Source organism: Dactylosporangium fulvum (assembly GCF_025137375.1).
Classification (GTDB): domain Bacteria; phylum Actinomycetota; class Actinomycetes; order Mycobacteriales; family Micromonosporaceae; genus Dactylosporangium; species Dactylosporangium fulvum.
The window spans coordinates 3044356-3061079 of record NZ_CP073720.1; the positions used below are offsets into that span (position 1 = coordinate 3044356).

Consider the following 16724-nt stretch of genomic DNA (forward strand, 5'->3'; position numbering starts at 1 on the left):
CCACGCAACCCCGCGAGCCTGTCCGCGGGAACTGCACGATCAGGTCGAGATCCAGGTCCGGTAGTCCGAGTCGCCGCCGGACGCTGGACATCGGGCTCGATCCGGGCCGACGCTCGGCACCCGCAACCGCGGCGCGCCGGTTGACTCGCAGTGCCAGCATGGCCCGCATGCGAAGCGATGATGATCTCGTTGCCCTCGCCCGTCAGCACCTTCCCGCGGACGTCGCCGAGCGGTGGCTGGCGCTGCGGCGGCCGGCGGTCGGGCTTGCCCCGGTGCCGGTCGGGGATGTGCTGACGCCGGTGGTCGGGCATCTGGGCGGGGAGCCGGAGTTGCCGGAGGACCTGCCGTGGCCGGTGGCCGGCGACGGGTTGCCGCTGTACCACGTCGCCAGCGTCGACTGCGGGGCGCTGCCGCCGGAGGCCGCCGCGATGGGGGTGCCGGCGCGGGGGCGGCTGGTGTTTTTCGTCGACGAGGGGCTGTTCGACGACGCGGTCCGGTCGGACGAGGAGGACGACTTCAACGACGAGCTCGGGGCGCTGCCGCCGGCCGATGCCGCGCGCCTCGTCCATGTGCCGACCGGGCAGGCGGTGCGCCGCCGCGGTACCCCGGAGCGCGGCAACGCCTACGAGCGTATCCGGCTGGGAGCGTGGATCGGCGCCACCGCACCGGCCCCCGGCCATCCGACGGTGCGCCGTACGCTCGGCGACGCCGTCACGGCGCCCGGGCATCCGTTGCAGAGCCTGCGGTTCGCGGCCGCGCTCGCCGGCGCGGAGCCCGACCACCGGCTCGGCGGCTACCCAGGGGCGCTGCGCCACGCCGTGGAGCTCGACGCCGCGGCCGCCGCCCTCGGCGGCGACGTCGGCTGGCGGGACCCCGCCCTGCACGAGGAGGCCCTCCAGTGGCGGCTGCTCGCCCAGTTCGACCGGAGCGACCCGGACATCGCCTGGCACGGCGACGACGCGGTCCTGCTCTCCTGGCTCATGCGCGCCGACGACCTCGCCGCGGGGCGGTTCGACCGGGCGGTCTTCACCTTCCGCCGTCCGTACCGAGGGTAGCCTCGGTGCGCATGGAGCGAACGACGGCCTACAGCGGCTGGCATCCGCAGCCGTTTCCCGGTCCCGAGTGGGCCTCGCGGGTTCTGTGGTCCGCGACCCGGCTCCTCAGCGCGTGGACCGGTGAGGTTCGCGCCGAGGTGACCCCGGCCGGCGACCCGGCGGCCGGGGTGCCGACGGACGCCGCCACCGCCCGGGCGCTCCTCGCCGAGCGGATCCCGGTCGCCGACCGGCGAGCCGAGTCGATGCGCGACTGGATCGCCGACCACCTCGCCGGGCCGTATGGCGAGCTGACCCGCACCGAGCGGGACGGTGCCCTCCATCTGGTGCGCACCGACCGGCACCGCCCGCAGCAGCTCACGGTCTCGAGCGGGAAACCGTCCGGGGCGATCGACGCGACCACGCGCGTCGCGTGTGCCATGACCCTGCTCAGCAAGCTGCTCTGGCTCAACAACAACACGCCGGTCCGGTTCTGTGCCTGGACCGGCCCGCGGGAGCACGCCGACCCCGATGCGGAGGCCGTGGCCGCGCTCGCCCGCACCCGCGAGGACGAGGACGGTGACGAGGAGCCGCCGGTGCCGCGCGCCGTCACCCTCGACCAGGCGTACGCGGGCATGGAGAACATCGTCCGCGGCTCACTGCTGGAGCTCATGGACGGCAGCTGGAGCGGTGTCGACGAATGCCCGCCCGTCCCCGACGGGCACGTTTCCCGGCATCTGTACCGCGACCTGCTCGCCGCCCTCACCCCCGACCGCCTGGAGTACGTCGCCGTCGCCGGCTACGTGCCGCTGCGCTGGACGGAGGAGGACCTGGAGATGGACGAGGAGGTCGGCACCATCCTGCTCGTCGGGGCCGGTGGGACCGCGGTGCTGGACGTCGACTTGATGATCTGACCCGTCTGCAGGACCGCGACGGAGGCCAGCACGAGGACGCCGCCGGCGAGCTGGGCGACGGTCAGCGACTCGCCGAGCGTGAGGGTGGCCAGTCCCGTGGTGACCACCGGCTCGAACGTCGAGAGGATGGCGGCGGCCGACGGGCCGGTCCGGCGCAGGCCCGCGAAGAAGGCGAGCACCGCCAGCACGGTGGAGACGACCGCGATGCAGGCCAGCCACCACCATCCCGCCGCCCGGAAGCCGAGGTCGACGCCCCCGGTGACCAGGGCGCGCGCCCCGAAGGCGCCGGCGGCACCGGTCATCACCAGCGTGGTGAGCACCACGGGCGGCAACTCGTGCACGACGGTGTCGGCGACGAGGATGTACATCGTGTAGGTGACCGCCGAGCCGAAGCCCAGCAGCACGCCGAGTGGGTGGAAGCTGGCGCCGCCGGTGCCGAGCAGGACGAGCAGCGTGCCGGCGGACGCGGCCGCCAGCGCCGCCGAGCGCCGGGGCGTCAGCCGGTCCCGGCCGAGCAGCACCGCGCCGACGGTGACGAGCACAGGGTACGTGTAGAGGATGAGGGACAGCGGCGACGCGTCCATCAGTTCGAGGGCGGCGAAGTACAGGCCGGCCTGCGTGGCGTATCCGACGGCGCCGAGGCCGAGTGCGATGACCACCGCCCGGCGGCTCGGTGCCGTCCCGGTTCGCCGCAGCCCGGGGCGCAGCGCCAGCAGTACCGCCAGCATCACCGCCGCCAGGGTGAACCGGACCAGCAGTGCCGTCGCGGGCGTGACCCCCGTCTCGTAGGCGAACTTCCCGAAGATGGCCATCGCGCCGAAGCACGCCGCCGAGAGCAGACACAGTGCGGGTCCCACGCCGTCGAGGATCAGCCACCCGACTCATCAGGTCCAGTGATGATTCATGGAGCTGATTCGTTAGGATTCGTGCATGGTCGCGCTGGACCTCCGCCGCCTCCGCTTCCTGCGGGAGTTCGAGGAGCGCGGCACCCTGGGTGCGGTCGCCACGGCGCTCGGCTACAGCCCGTCCGCGGTCTCCCAGCAGCTGAACCTCCTGGAGAAGGAGACCGGCGCGCGGCTGTTCGAGAAGGCCGGCCGGGGCGTGCGGCTCACTGACGCCGGGCGGTTGCTCGCCCGGCACGCGAGGGTGCTGCTCTCCGCGGCCGAGGCGGCGACCGCGGACCTGGCGGCGCTGAGCGGCGAGGTCCGCGGCACCGTCCGGGCCGGCGGCCTGCAGTCCGCGGCCCGCCGCCTGCTCATCCCGGCCGTGGCCCGCACGATGGCCGAGCACCCCCGGGTGCGCCTGGAGATCTTCGAGCTGGAGCTCGAACAGTCGCTCCCCGGCCTGCGCCTGGGCACGGTCGACCTGGTGATCGCCGACGAGTACGACGGCCACCCCCGTCCCCGGCCCGACGGCCTGCGCTTCGAGGTGCTGCACGAGGAGCCGTTGCGGCTGGTGCTGCCGGCGGCCCACCCCCTCGCCGCCCCGGCCGGCCCCGTTTCGGTCGCCGGGCTGCGCGCCGACGTCTGGACCGCCTCCGCCGAGGGCACCGGCCACCACGCCATGGTCGTCGGCACCTGCCGCTCCCTCGGCGGCTACGAGCCCGACCTCCGCCACCGCTCCAACGACGCCGACGTCCAGCTCGAACTCGTCCGCGCCACCGGCGCCGTCGCCCTGATGCCGCCGCTGGCCCTGCCCTCGGACGACCCAGCCCTCGCCGTCCGCGCCATCGCCGAGGCCGACCTCCGCCGCAGGCTGTTCGTCGTCACCCGCGACGGCCCCCGGGCACCCGCCCTGACCGCCTTTCTGGAGGCCGTGCGGGACCAGGCGGCCCGGCTCGGCCACTGAGCCGGGCCGCTGTTCACTCCACATCGGACACACGGGAGATCGAACACCACCCTCAGACCGATGTCAGCCCCAAGTCCTGGTTCCACCCGGAGGACAAGAAAGCCTCCTGTCGGGGCACGGACGCGCGACTAGCCTGCCTCGGGTGGAGCGATTGGCGATCGACGGGGGCACGCCGGTGCGGACCCGGCCGTTTCCCGGTGTCCTCGAGCCCGGCGGGCGCACGTTCGGCGAGCAGGAGCGGGAGGCTGTGCTCGCCGTGCTGGACAGTGCGGTGCTCAACGCCACCTGCGGCGGGCCGTGGCTCGACGACCTGGAGTCGGCGATGGCGCAGCTGCACGGGGTGCCGCACGCGGTGGCCTGCTCCTCGGGGACGGCCGCGTTGCACCTGGCGGTTGCGGCCGTCGACCCGGAGCCGGGGGACGAGATCATCACCACGCCGCTGACGGACTTCGGGACCGTCATCGCGATCCTGGCCCAGAACGCGGTGCCGGTCTTCGCCGATGTGGACCCGGCCACCGGCAACCTGACGGTTGAGTCGGTGCGGGCCTGCCTGTCGCCGCGCACCCGGGCCATCGTGGTGGTGCACCTCTTCGGGGCGGCGGCGCCGGTGCGGGAGCTGCGGGCACTCGCCGACGAGCGCGGCATCGTGCTCATCGAGGATTGCGCGCAGGCGTATCTGGCCCGGCCGCCCGGCGGTGACCGGCCCGTGGGCGGCTACGGGCACGCCGGCTGCTTCAGCCTGCAGCAGTACAAGCATGTGACCTCGGGCGACGGTGGACTGGTGATCACGTCGGACGCGGGGCTGGCCGAGCGGATGCGGCTCTTCGCGGACAAGGCGTGGCCCCGGGAGGACGGGCGGACCCATCTCTTCCTGGCGATGAACTACCGGATGACCAACCTGACCGCGGCCGTGGCGGGCGTCCAGTTGCGCCGGCTGCCCGGCGTGGTGCGGCAGCGCCGGCAGCTCGCCGCCCGGCTGTGTGACGCGGTGGCCGGCCTGGAGGGCGTGCGGATGCCCGCCAACCCGCACGACCACGCCTGGTGGGTCGTGCCGCTGATCCTGCCGGGAGGCGGCAACCAGCGGTGGGCACAGGCGTTGACGGCCGAAGGGGTCACCGCGCACGCGGGCTGGCTCAAGATGCCGGTGTACCGGTATCCGGCGCTTGCGCAGCGACGGACCTACGGCCGGTCGGGTTTCCCGTTGACCAGCCCGCCGGCGCGGCAGGAGTGGCACTACCCGCCGGGGCTGTGCCCGGAGGCGGAGCGGCTGATCGAGCACACGCTGGTGATGCTGCCGTGGAACGAGAACTACACGACGTCCGACGTGGACGACATCGCCGCGGCGGTGCGCAAGGTGCACGCGGCGATGCCGTCCGTCCGGTGACGGCCTACAGGACGTCCATCCGCATCAGCGAGGAGCCGTTGGCCCAGTAGGGGCGCACTTGGCGGGCCGAGCACCGTTCTTGTCGTGCACAGGGTCGGGCCTTGTGCGGGTGCCACGGAATTCGCCGCGCCGCCGTGAGCTGCGGTTAGGGTCGGTGCGCATGCGGATCACTGAGGTCACCGCGGTTGCGGTGCAGGTGCCCAGGCAGGTGCCGATGGTGGCGAGCCAGGGTGCCATCAGCGTCAGCGAGTTCGGCGTGGTGCGGATCGACACCGACGCCGGCGTCGTGGGCTGGGGCGAGATTGCGATGTCCTGGGGCCGGGTCGGGCGGGCACTCTGCGGCGATGTGGCGCGGAGCCTGGCACCGGTACTGGTGGGGCTGGACCCGCGGGACGTGTCGGCGTGCGTGATGGCGATGCAGCGGATCCTGCACATCACCCCGGACGGCGCACACGCGGCGCGGGCCGCGGTGGAGATGGCACTGCTGGACATCGCGGGCAAGGCGGCCGGTGTTCCGGTGTACCGGCTGCTGGGCGGACGGGTGCGGGACCGGGTCCCGATGGCGTGGCCGATCCCGTGGGGTGCGCCGGCCGACACCGCCGACGCCGCGTCGTGGGCGGTGGAGCAGGGGTTCCGTACCGTCAAGCTGAAGGTGGGCCGGCCGGGGGGAGTGGACCGGGACGCGGTGGCGGCGGTGCGCTCGGCGGTCGGCGACGGGGTGGCCATCAAGGTGGACGCCAACATGGCCTACCGTTCGGCGGGCGAGGCGTTCGCCGCGCTGCGACCGCTGGAGGAGTTCGGGCTCCAGCTCATCGAGCAGCCGTTGCCGGTGCGTGACCTGGACGAGATGGCGCGGCTGCGCGACCGCCTGGCGACGCCGCTGCTGCTGGACGAGTCGTGCTGGGAGCTGCGCGACATCGGCGAGATCGTCCGCCGGGGCGCGGCGGATGTCCTCAACGTCTACGTCGTGGAGATGGGCGGGCCGCTGCAGGCGTGGAAGGCGTTCGCGGCCGCCGAGTCGGCGGGGCTGACCGGGTTGCTGGGCAGTCAGTGCGAGATGGGCCTGGCGACGGCGGCGTGCGCCCACGTCGGCGTGGCGGTGCCGAACCTGGCGTACGAGTCGGACGTGGTGGGGCCGCTGCGCTATCCGCGTGACATCGTGCTGAACCCGCCCCGGATCGAGGACGGGTTCCTCTACGCCCCGGACGGTCCCGGGCTCGGCGTGGAGATCGACGAGGATGCGCTCGACGCGCTGCGGATCGGGTAGCCCGGTGCCGTGGGCGGCGCCGGTGCGCCGCCCACGGTCTCACACCTCGCGCAGCGCCTCGGCGACGATCTCCACGGTGCGGTCGATGTCGGCGTCGGTGTGGGCGACGGAGAGGAACCACAGCCCGCGCGGCACGATGTTGATGCCGCGGGTGAACAGTGCCCGGTGGAACCGGGCGGCGGCGGCCCGGTCGGTGGCGGCGAAGTCGCGGTAGTCGAGGACCGAGTCGGATGCCGTGAAGTAGGTCTGGAACACCGGTCCCGGGCCGTCGACGAGCATCGGCACCCCGGCGTCGGCCGCGGCGGACCGGATGCCCTCCATGAGGCGTCGTCCCGTCGCGTAGAGGTGCGGGTAGATCCGGTCCCGGTCCCGATCCAGGACGGTGAGGTTGCCGACCGCGGCCGCCATCCCGAGCGGGTTGCTGTTGAAGGTGCCCGCGTGCCCGACCTCACCCCGGGTCACCAGTTCCATCACGGACGCCTTGCCCGCGATGGCGGCGACCGGCAGCCCGCCGGCGATGGCCTTGCCGAACACGGCCAGGTCCGGGACGACCCCCAGGTGCTCCTGCGCACCGCCGGGCGCCAGCCGGAATCCGGTGATCACCTCGTCGAAGATGAGCAGCGCACCGTGCTCGCGGCAGAGGCGCTGCACGGTGTCGAGGAACCCGGGCACCGGGGCGATGCAGCCGGTGTTGCACAGCACCGGCTCCATGACCACGGCGGCGACCTCGTGACCGTGCTCGGACATCAGCGCGGTCAGCGCCTCGGCGTCGTTCCACGGCGCGACGATCAGGTCCGCGCCCCCACTGAGTTGCTGGCCGCCGCTGCCGGGCACCGGCCGCGGGGACCGGGCCGGCCCGGCGCTGTCGACCGCCGGATGCAGGCTCCAGAGCGCGGCGTCGAGCCACCCGTGGTAGTGCCCCTCGAACTTGAGGATCTTCTGCCGTCCGGTGGCGCCCCGGGCGATGCGCCAGGCGCCGATGACCGCCTCGGAGCCGACCGTGTTGAACCGGATCAGCTCCGCGCAGGGGACCAGGCGGCAGACCAGCTCGGCGGCGGTCACCTCCAGCTCGTGCTGGGCGGCATAGGCCTGACCCCTGGTGAGCTGCCGGTTCACCGCGTCCACCACGGCGGGTGCGGTGTGCCCGAGCACCATCGGACCCTGCGCGAGGACGTAGTCGACGTATTCGGTGCCGTCGGCGTCCCACAGGTGCGCGCCGTGGGCCCGGTCCACATACAGGGGCACGAACTGGCTGCGACGGGCGTCGCTGGAGACACCGCCGGCAAGTACCTTTTGTGCCAGTTCGTAGAGTTCGGCGCTGCCCATTGATGTCACTCTCCGTTTTCGTCGCGGTATCCGCCGAACGACCGTAGGCCGGGCCGGGCAGGATCTGTCAAGGTCGACAAAAAACTCGGGACCAGCAGGACAACAAATCGCCTGGGATCACATGAAGCGTGCTTGTCCATCTGTTGATCGCAACTTACGGTCATCGGACAGCACGCGGAGTGAGGAGGCGGGGCGTGGACCGGTTGATCGTCGGCGTCGTAGGGACAGGGATCATGGCGCGAACGCATGCCGCCGTGCTGGACTCGTATCATCGCAGCGCCGTCGGCGGCTGGGTCAGCCGCGATCCGGCCCGCGTGACCGGGCTCGGCGACGTGCCGGTCCATTCCGACGTGCCGTCGATGGCCGCGGATCCGGCCATCGGCGCGGTGCTCGTGGCCACCCCGGATCACCTGCACACCGCGCCCGCGCTGGCCGCCATCGAGGCCGGCAAGCACGTGCTCATCGAGAAGCCGCTGGCGACGACGGTGGCGGACGCCCGGCGGATCCGGGACGCCGCGAACGCGGCAGGGGTCACCGTGATGACCCTCTTCAACCACCGCTGGGTGCCCGCCTACTGGCAGGCGCACGAGCAGACCGCCGGCCGCCGTCCCGTGCTGGCCTACGCCCGCAAGAACGACACCCTGTTCGTTCCCACGCAGATGATCGGCTGGGCCGGGCAGACGACGCCGTCGTTCTTCCTCACCAGCCACGACCTCGACCTGCTGCTGTGGTACTTCGACGATCGCGTCGAGCGGGTGTACGCCAGCGCTGTGCACGGTGTGCTGCGCGAGCACGGCATCGACACGCCGGACGCGGTACAGGCGCAGATCCGGTTCGCCGGCGGCGCGGTCGCCACCCTCGAGGCGTGCTGGACGTATCCCGACACCTTCCCCACCATGACTGACTCGTTCCTGGAGCTGATCTTCGCCGACGCGGTGGTCCACCTCGACCGCAAGCGGGAGCAGATCGAGATCGCCACTCCGGACCGCTTCAGCTATCCCCGGAACCAGCTCGCCGGTCGGGTCGGCGGCAAGCCGTCCGGTTCCGTGGCCGCCGCGGTCACACACTTCGTGGACGCGGTGCTGGACAAGACCCCGCCACTGGTCACCGTGGACAGTTCGGTGCACGTCACCGAGGTACTGGCCGCGATCGACACGTCGTGGCGAACCGGGCAGCCGGTAACTGTCGACATTGGAGAGTGAGACCCGATGAGGTTACGAAAGCTTGTACGCATGGGCGCCGCGGCCGTAGCCGTGTCGCTCACACTGACCGGCTGTTTCACCCAGGGCAACGACACGAAGAGCAGCGACGACAAGCCGGCCAACCTGACCGGTGAGTTCGAGGTCGTCAGTTTCTATCCGGAGGGCTCGCCGGACTACAAGCGCCTGGAGGGGCTGGCCAAGGAGTTCGAGGGCCGCTTCCCCGGCGCGAAGGTCAAGCTCGTCTTCGGCGGCGGGCAGGACGTTCCGAAGATTCAGGCCAGGTGGCGGGCGGGCAACCCGCCGGAGGTGAACTACGGCTTCTTCGGCCGGATGGCGGGCAACCCCGACGGCATGAAGTACGTGGAGGCCGGCCAGGTCCAGTCGCTCAGTGACGCCATGGGCAAGAACCTGACCGGATTCGACAAGCCGTGGAAGGACGCGGTGCTGCCGGCGGTCCGCACGATCGTCACCAGCACCGACGGCACCTACTACGCCGCACCCGAAGCGGTCACCACCATCCAGTTCTTCTACAACAAGAAGGTCTTCCAGCAGCTCGGCCTCAGCGCACCGAAGACGCTTCCGGAGCTGTTCGAGGCGGCCGACAAGGTCAAGGCCTCCGGGGTGGCGCCCTTCGCGGTCACCGGCACCTTCGCACCGTACCTGCAGCTGTACCTGGACTACCTGCTGATGCGCCGCAGCGGCACGCAGAACATGCTCGACGTCATCGCCGGCAAGAAGGACTTCGCGTCGCTTCCCGGCGCCGCCGAAGCGGTGGCGGACCTGCACAAGATGGTCAGCTCCGGCTACTTCATCGACGGGTTCAAGTCGACCGACTTCACCGCCGCGCAGCTCGCCTTCTTCCAGGGCAAGGCCGCGATGATCCTGATGGGCTCCTGGCTCATCGGCGAGATGAAGGAGAGCATCCCGGCTGACTTCGAGGTGGGCACGTTCGCGTTCCCGACCGTCCCGGGGGCGTCCGGCGACCAGACCGGCGTCTACGGCGGCGTCAACGTGCAGACGGTGGCCAAGCAGTCCAAGAACCCGGCGCTCGGCGTCGAGTGGCTGCGGTTCGTGGCGGAGAAGTCCAACCAGGAGGCCTTCGTCTCCGCGACCGGCAACATCTCCGCCTACGAGGGTGTCGCCGCGCCCAAGGGCTTCGAGGCGCAGGCCGAGATGCTCAAGCAGGCGAACGCCTTCGCGCCGAGCTACCTAGGCATCCTGTCGGAGCCGGCGGAGGTCAAGGACGCCTACGGCCAGGCGGTCGTGAAGCTCTTCTTCGGCCAGGCCGACGCGCCGGCGACCGTGCAGAGCATCAACGACGGACTGAAGAAGGCCCGCGGTTAAGGGGTTCATGGCGATGAGACGGCAGCGGGCAGGGATCGTGGAGCGCCAGAAACGGCGTCTGGTGATTCCCTTCCTGCTGCCGGTTCTCGCCGTCTACGGGTTCTTCATGCTCTATCCGGCGTTCAGCACGTTCTACGTCGCCGTCACCGACTGGGACGGGGTCAAGGTCCCCAACTTCGTCGGGCTCGGCAACTTCACCGAGCTGGCGTCGGACCGGCTGTTCCGGTCCACCATCGGCAACACCGTCATGTTCACCGTGCTCGGCGCGCTCATCCTCTTCCCGGCGGCACTGTTCTTCGCCGCCGTCACGCAGAAGCTCCGCGGCGGCAAGTTCTACCGGTTCCTGATCCTGGCGCCGGTCGCGCTGTCGGTGACCACCGCGGCGCTGCTGTGGAAGTTTCTGCTCAATCCCACCTTCGGCTTCATTCCCGAGGCGTTGCGGCTGGTCGGGCTCGACGGGCTGGCCGACTTCGAACTGCTGGGCAGCACCTCGACCGCGATGCTGATGGTGGTCCTGGCCACGGTCTGGCACGGGGTGGGCATCTGGACGATGCTGTTCTCCGCCGCGCTGGAACGGGTGCCGGCGGAGCTGCGGGAGGCCGCCATGCTCGACGGGGCGTCGGCCTGGCAGACCTTCCGGTACGTGATCTGGCCGCTGATCTGGGACGTGACCCGCACGCTGCTGATCCTCTGGATGATCCAGGGCCTGCAGACGTTCGCCTTCATCATCGCCATGACCGGTGGTGGGCCGCTCAAGTCGACCGAGGTCATCGGCACCTACCTCTACAGCGTGGCGTTCAGCGAGGGCCGGTTCGGCTACGCGGCGGCGATCGCGGTGGTGCTCTTCGGCGCGATCCTGGTCCTGACCCTGGCCGTGAACCGGTTCTCCCGGCGCGAAAGCGAGCAGTACTGATGGTGGCGATCCGTTCCCGGCGCATCGCGCTGCACCTTGCGCTGGTGTCCTACTGCCTCGGTTCGGTGGGCGCCTTCGTCTGGTGCGTCATGATCTCGCTGAAGACCAACCCGGAGTTCTTCTCCACGAGCCCGTGGTCGCTGCCGAAGTCGCCGGAGTTCGGCAACTACGCCGACGCCTGGAGCACGGCGAAGATCAGCCGGTTCTTCGTCAACAGCCTCTACACGACCTCGGTCAGCGTGACCGTCGGGCTGCTGCTGTCGGTGATGGCGGCCTACGTGCTGGCCCGGGTCTCCTTCCCGGGGCGGCAACTGGTCCGGCTGACCCTCCTCAGCGGGCTGATGATGCCCGGGTTCCTGGTGGTCGTCCCGCTCTACTTCGTGCTGCGGGACCTGGGTCTGCTCGGGTCGCTCAACGGCCTGATCCTGGTCTACATCGCCTCGCAGATCCCGTTCAACGTGTTCGTCCTCATCAGCTTCTTCACCTCCCTGCCGAAGGAGATCGAGGAAGCGGCCTACGTCGACGGCGCCTCGGCGAGCCGGACCTTCTTCCGGGTCGTCCTGCCGCAGGCGATGCCGGCGGTCACCAGCGTCGCGGTGCTCAACACGCTCACCACCTGGAACGAGTTCTTCTTCGCCCTGGTGTTCCTCACCAGCGACGACGCGCAGACCGTGCCGGTCGGCATTCTCGGCCTCCAGGTCAACGCACAGTACGCGGCGAACTGGGTGCAGCTCTTCGCCGGCCTCGTGATCACGATGATCCCGGTGCTGGTGCTGTTCGCCGTGGCACAGGAACGGATCGCGCGCGGGCTCACCGCGGGCGCGTTGAAGGGATGAACGCATGAGGTTGCGCGTCCGCGAGGAGGTCGGCGTCACCCGCGAGGGCGAGATCGTCGTCGCCGGGGTGCCGGTGGCAGCCGGGGAGACCGGGCCGTTCACGGTCCGGGATCCGTCCGGCGCGGTCGTCGCCGCACAGGAGCTGTGGCGCTCGGGTGGCTGGGTGGCCCTGGCCTTCCCGGTCACCCTGGACGCCATGGCGTCGGCGGACCTCACGGTCGGCACCGGCTCCGGGGCGGTGCCGGTCCGTGCGGCCACCGCGGTTGCGGACGGCGACTCGGTGGTGCTGGACACAGGACGGGTACGGGCGACGGTGCGGCCGGACGCGTTCGACCCCCTCGGCGGCCTCACGGGCCTGCGGGAAGCCCGGGTCCAGCTCGTGGACGGCGACGGCGTGGCGCACGCGGCGACGAGCGCCGCGGTCCGCATCGTCCACAGTGGACCGCTGCTGGCCCGGGTCACGGTCACCGGCCGGTACGGCACCTCGTGGGCGTTCGCCGCCACGGTCACCGCGACCGCGGGCGCGCCGCATCTGGACGTGGAGCTGCGCCTCATCAACGACACGGACGGCGACGAGGCGGCCGTCGCGGAGTGGGCGGCGGTGCTCGGCACCGCGCCGGTTCGCGGCGGCCTGTGCGGGGCGTTCGACGCCGCGCACCGGTCCTCCGGCCCGTTCACGCTGCGGCACCGCGGCGCCGGGCACGCGCGGGGCATCTTCGCCACGTCCGAGGTCTCCGGCGGCTCGGACTGGACCGACGCCAGCTCCCCGGGGTACCACGACCGCTGGGAGTGGGCCGAGCTGCACGGGCGGCAGGGCACCAACTGGGTGATCGCCGAGACCGGGACCGGGCCGGTGACCGTCGCCGTGTACCGGTTCGGAGAGAACCACCCGGCGGACCTCGCCGTCGGCGAAACCGCGGTCAGCGTCCGGTTCTGGCCGCGGGACGCGGGCGAACTGCGGTTCACGCAAGGGGCGGCCAAAACGCGGCGGGTGCGGGTCGTCGAGGGCGCCGACCGCTTCGCCGGGCTGCGCCTGGACCACCCGCTGGTGGGACACCCGCTCGACCCCGCCGGCGCGCCGCGCATCCTGCCCTATCTGCCGGACCGCTACCCGAACCTCGAGGCGCACATCCGCGAGGAGCTCTTCGGGTGGTACCAGTCAGGCCAGTCCCTGGGTTTCCACGACCTCGGCGACAGCGTGCAGGGCATCACCACGGGGCCGCGGACCGGCTACTCCGCCAACAACGAGCACGACGCGCTCTACGCGCTGGCGCTGCACTACCTGCGCTCGGGCGAGCGGGCCCACTACGACTCGGCCAGCGCCTACGCCGACCACCTGTGCGACATCGACCTGATCCACCACAGCACCCGGAACGACTTCGAGGCCGGCGGGGTCCGGGCGCACGGCCGCGCCCACGTCCACTACGTCCGTGCCCGGACCCCGTCCGGCGAGGTGTGGTCCTCCATCGACACCGGCCACATGTGGACCGAGGGCCTGGTCCTGTTCGCCCAGATCAGCGGGGAGCAGCGGTACCTGGACGCCGCCCGCCTGATCGGCGACTGCCTGATCCGGCTGCACGGCCTCGGCTGGACCCGCCCCGAGCCCGGCCCGCGCAACAGCGGCTGGCCGCTGATCGCCCTCACCGCCCTGGCCCGCGCCACCGGCGAGTCGTCCTACCTGGACACCGCGGCCGCGATCGCGCGGCAGGCGGTCAAGACGCAGACCGGTGACGGCCGCTGGCTCATGCGCCTGGGCCTGCACGACGACTACTGCGCCTGGCAGAACGCCGTCCTGCTCACCGGGCTCGCCAACCTGCTGGCGCTGCAGGACGACCCGGTGGTGCGGGCGGCGTTCGCCGCCGGCTGCCGTTCCCTGGTCGACCTCGGCCGCAATCCCGACGGCACGTTCATCTACCTGCGGCGGTTCGACTACCGCTGGGCGAACCGGTCCGCACAGATCCGCGAGGCCTTGGCACTCGGGTTCGACCTGACCGGCGACGAGCGGCTGCTGGCCGCCGGGCTGCAGGGCGGCGGCCGCTGGTACCGGCCCCGCGGCGCCGCCCCCGCGCTGAGCAACGACATCGCCGAGTGGCGCGGCCACCTCCCGTTCCTGGCCCGCGCGCACGACGCCGGCCTGCTCACCGACCTGCGGGACGAGTGATGGCCGTCGACGTCAACGTCACCGTCGGGCCGTGGCCGACCGACGACCATCCCGCCTGGGCCCCCGCCGACGTCCTGGCCCACCTGGACCGCCACGGCCTCGACGCCGCCCTGGTCCGGCACAGCCTCGCCGTGCGCTACGACCCGGTCGCCGGCAACCGCGCCTTGCGCGAGGCGCTCGCGGGTGACGAACGGCTGCTGCCGGCCTACGTGCTCGGACCGCTCGACTGCGGGGAGTTCGGGCCGCCGGAGGACCTGCCGGCACGGCTCGCCGCGGAAGGCGTGCGCGCGGTGTGGCTGTACCCGCGCAGCCACACCTGGTCGCCGGACGGCCCGGAGGCGGCAGGTCTGGTCGAGGCGCTCCGGGCGGCGCGGCTGCCGGTGTTCGTGGAACAGGACGAGATGTCGTGGTCCGAGGTGGACCGGCTGGCCGAAGCCGCGCCGGAGCTGGACATCGTGGTCTGCGGTGTCGGCTATCGCACCCTGCGCCAGCTGATCGCCGTGCTGGACCGCCGTCCCCGGGTGCACGTCGACCTCTCCTACCTCGCCAGCCAGGACGGCCTCGAACTGCTGGCGGGACGCTACGGCACCGGCCGGGTGCTGCTCGGCACCGGTGCACCGATCCGCGACGACGCGGCCCCGGTGTTCCTGCTCGCCCGCGCGGCGCTGGCGCAGCCCGGACGCGCGGCCGTGGCCGGCGCCAACGCCCGCCGCATCCTGCCGTCCGGCGCCGTCCCCGTCCCCGTCGCCGTCGGTGGCGCTGGCGCTGGCGCGGGCCCGGTGAGCGACACCTTCCCGCAGGTGGACGACGTCCTCGACGCGCACGCGCACATCGGGGCGTGGCCGGGCACGTGGCTGCCGCAGCAGGAAGCGGACGAGCTGGTCGCGGCCATGGACCGGGCCGGGACCCGGCAGACGGTGGTCTCCCACCTGCTCGGGATCTGGGCCGACCCGATCGCGGGCAACGAGCAGGCCGTCGCCGCCGCGCAGCGGCACCCCGGCAGGGTCTACGTCTACCTCGTCGCGGACCCGCACCGGCCGCAGGACGAGTCCGTGCTGGCCCGCCAGCTCGAGCTGCCCGGCGTCGTGGGGATCAAGGTGCATCCGCACACGCACGAGTGCGCGATGGACGACCGGCGCTACGACTGGATCTGGCGGCTGGCCCAGCGGCACGACGTCGCGGTGCTCGGGCACGGGTTCGCCGACACCTGGCACAGCGATCCACGCCTGTTCGGCAACGTGGCCGCCCGCCACCCCGAGCTGCGGCTGCTGATCGGTCACAGCGGCGCCACCGTGACCGGGTTCCGCCGCACCATCGAGGTCTGCCGGGCACACCCCAACGTCTACGCGGAGACCTGCGGCTCGTGGATGACCGGCCGCTGGCTGCGCCGGATGGTCGACGCGCTCGGCGCCGACCGGATCGTGCACGGCACCGACGCGTGCGTCATCGACCAGCGCTACGGCCTGGGCCGCGTGCTCGGCGCCGACCTGACCGGCCGTGAACGCGCCCTGATTCTGGCGAGCAATGCCCGCCGATTGCTCAACATTCCATGTTCAACTGGAGGAGACTGATGTTCCTAGCCCGCGTCCGGGTCGGGGCCGGCCCGGTGGTCCTCACCGCCCGGATCTCACCGGACTCCCTGCTCCGGCTGGATCGGCTCGGTGTGACCGGCGACGATCCGGTCTCCGTCCTCACCGAGCTCGGCCTCGACACGCTCACGAAGATGGTGCGCGAGGCAGTGCAGGCCGGGATCCCCGCCGACCGGCTGCTTCGGGTGGACGAGGTCACCTTCGAGTCGCCGGTGCCCGCGCCGTCGAAGATCGTCTGTGTCGCGCTGAACTACGTGGCGCACGCCGAGGAGGGCGAGCAGGCGGTGCCGCAGGAGCCGGTGGTCTTCTTCAAGCCGCCGTCCTCGCTGACCGGGCACGGCGCGACCGTGCACTGCCCGGCCCGGTCCCAGCGGCTCGACTACGAGATCGAGCTGGCCGTGGTCATCGGCACCACCGCCCGCGACGTGCCGGCGGCCGACTGGCGGCGGGTGGTGCTCGGCTACACGGTGCTCAACGACGTGACGGCACGGGACCTGCAGCTGGTGGCGATCGAACGCAACCAGCCGTGGGACCTGACCAAGGCGTTCGACACGTTCGCCCCCTGCGGGCCGTACCTGGTGACACCGGACGAGATCGCCGACCCGATGAACCTGGACCTGACCCTGACCGTCGACGGTGAGGTGCGCCAGCAGTCGAACACGAGGCACATGGTGTTTTCCATCGGCGAGCTGATCGAGGTCATCTCCGACGGTATGACGCTGGTCCCCGGCGACATCATCGCCACCGGCACGCCCTCCGGCATCGGCCCGGTCCCGGACGGCGGCGTCATGGTCGCGACCATCGAATCCGTCGGTACGCTCACCAACCCGGTCGCCTACGCCCACGTTCCGGCGTCTTAGTCCGGGGGCGTGCCGCGGCCGGGAACACCGGGGGATCCGGTGTTCCCGG

At 71.9% G+C, this 16724-nt stretch carries 14 protein-coding genes; 12 read left to right on the forward strand and 2 right to left on the reverse strand.

The annotated features are described in order from the left end of the window. Positions 1–167 precede the first annotated feature (167 nt). Together Dfulv_RS14065 and Dfulv_RS14070 are read left to right on the forward strand one after the other, a co-directional pair. The gene (locus tag Dfulv_RS14065; RefSeq protein ID WP_259863380.1) at positions 168–1055 is read left to right on the forward strand and encodes a YwqG family protein; all 888 of its coding nucleotides are present in this window, start codon (positions 168–170) and stop codon (positions 1053–1055) included. 11 nt (positions 1056–1066) lie between these two features. Then, on the forward strand, positions 1067–1945 hold the full coding sequence (locus tag Dfulv_RS14070) for a hypothetical protein (RefSeq protein WP_259863381.1): 879 nt from the start codon (positions 1067–1069) through the stop codon (positions 1943–1945). Here the strand turns inward: Dfulv_RS14070 and Dfulv_RS14075 are convergent. Continuing rightward, positions 1831–2802 (reverse strand): DMT family transporter, encoded by a 972-nt coding sequence (locus Dfulv_RS14075; protein WP_259863382.1) that lies wholly within the window; start codon positions 2800–2802, stop codon positions 1831–1833. The two genes, Dfulv_RS14070 and Dfulv_RS14075, sit on opposite strands and share 115 nt — an antisense overlap. A 73-nt stretch (positions 2803–2875) precedes the next feature. Between Dfulv_RS14075 and Dfulv_RS14080 the strand changes: the two genes are divergently transcribed. The 3 genes from Dfulv_RS14080 to Dfulv_RS14090 all read left to right on the forward strand — a co-directional run bounded on the left by Dfulv_RS14080 (position 2876) and on the right by Dfulv_RS14090 (position 6444). Then, complete coding sequence (locus Dfulv_RS14080; RefSeq protein ID WP_259863383.1) at positions 2876–3793, forward strand: LysR family transcriptional regulator; 918 nt, start codon at positions 2876–2878, stop codon at positions 3791–3793. A 142-nt stretch (positions 3794–3935) separates the two neighbouring features. Beyond that, a complete protein-coding gene (locus tag Dfulv_RS14085) occupies positions 3936–5177 on the forward strand; it encodes a DegT/DnrJ/EryC1/StrS family aminotransferase (protein ID WP_259863384.1) in 1242 nt (413 codons plus the stop codon). Positions 5178–5337: 160 nt separating this feature from the next. Further along, entirely contained in the window at positions 5338–6444 is a 1107-nt protein-coding gene (locus Dfulv_RS14090; RefSeq protein ID WP_259863385.1) for a mandelate racemase/muconate lactonizing enzyme family protein, read from the forward strand. A 39-nt stretch (positions 6445–6483) separates the two neighbouring features. Here the strand turns inward: Dfulv_RS14090 and Dfulv_RS14095 are convergent, their stop codons facing one another. Next, positions 6484–7770, reverse strand: coding sequence for an aspartate aminotransferase family protein (locus Dfulv_RS14095; RefSeq protein WP_259863386.1), 1287 nt, complete (start codon positions 7768–7770; stop codon positions 6484–6486). Positions 7771–8003: 233 nt separating this feature from the next. On the opposite strand from Dfulv_RS14095, the gene Dfulv_RS14100 reads away from it, so the two are divergent. From Dfulv_RS14100 to Dfulv_RS14130, 7 genes are read left to right on the forward strand one after another with little or no spacing between them, the layout of a single operon-like run. Further along, positions 8004–8972, forward strand: a complete 969-nt coding sequence (locus Dfulv_RS14100; RefSeq protein WP_259863388.1) for a Gfo/Idh/MocA family protein — start codon at positions 8004–8006, stop codon at positions 8970–8972. 30 nt (positions 8973–9002) lie between these two features. Then, on the forward strand, positions 9003–10316 hold the full coding sequence (locus Dfulv_RS14105; RefSeq protein ID WP_259863390.1) for an ABC transporter substrate-binding protein: 1314 nt from the start codon (positions 9003–9005) through the stop codon (positions 10314–10316). Between the two features lie 13 nt (positions 10317–10329). Beyond that, positions 10330–11229, forward strand: coding sequence for a carbohydrate ABC transporter permease (locus Dfulv_RS14110; RefSeq protein WP_259863392.1), 900 nt, complete (start codon positions 10330–10332; stop codon positions 11227–11229). Beyond that, positions 11229–12065 carry a carbohydrate ABC transporter permease gene (locus Dfulv_RS14115; RefSeq protein ID WP_259863394.1) on the forward strand — a complete coding sequence of 279 codons (837 nt, stop codon included), beginning with the start codon at positions 11229–11231 and terminating at the stop codon, positions 12063–12065. Before Dfulv_RS14110 ends, Dfulv_RS14115 begins: the two co-directional genes overlap by 1 nt. A gap of 4 nt (positions 12066–12069) precedes the next feature. Continuing rightward, positions 12070–14226 (forward strand): hypothetical protein, encoded by a 2157-nt coding sequence (locus Dfulv_RS14120; RefSeq protein WP_259863396.1) that lies wholly within the window; start codon positions 12070–12072, stop codon positions 14224–14226. Beyond that, the gene (locus Dfulv_RS14125) at positions 14226–15797 is read left to right on the forward strand and encodes an amidohydrolase family protein (protein WP_259863398.1); all 1572 of its coding nucleotides are present in this window, start codon (positions 14226–14228) and stop codon (positions 15795–15797) included. The genes Dfulv_RS14120 and Dfulv_RS14125 overlap by 1 nt, the downstream gene beginning before the upstream one ends. After that, positions 15797–16675 carry a fumarylacetoacetate hydrolase family protein gene (locus tag Dfulv_RS14130; protein ID WP_259863399.1) on the forward strand — a complete coding sequence of 293 codons (879 nt, stop codon included), beginning with the start codon at positions 15797–15799 and terminating at the stop codon, positions 16673–16675. The genes Dfulv_RS14125 and Dfulv_RS14130 overlap by 1 nt, the downstream gene beginning before the upstream one ends. Positions 16676–16724: the final 49 nt, after the last annotated feature.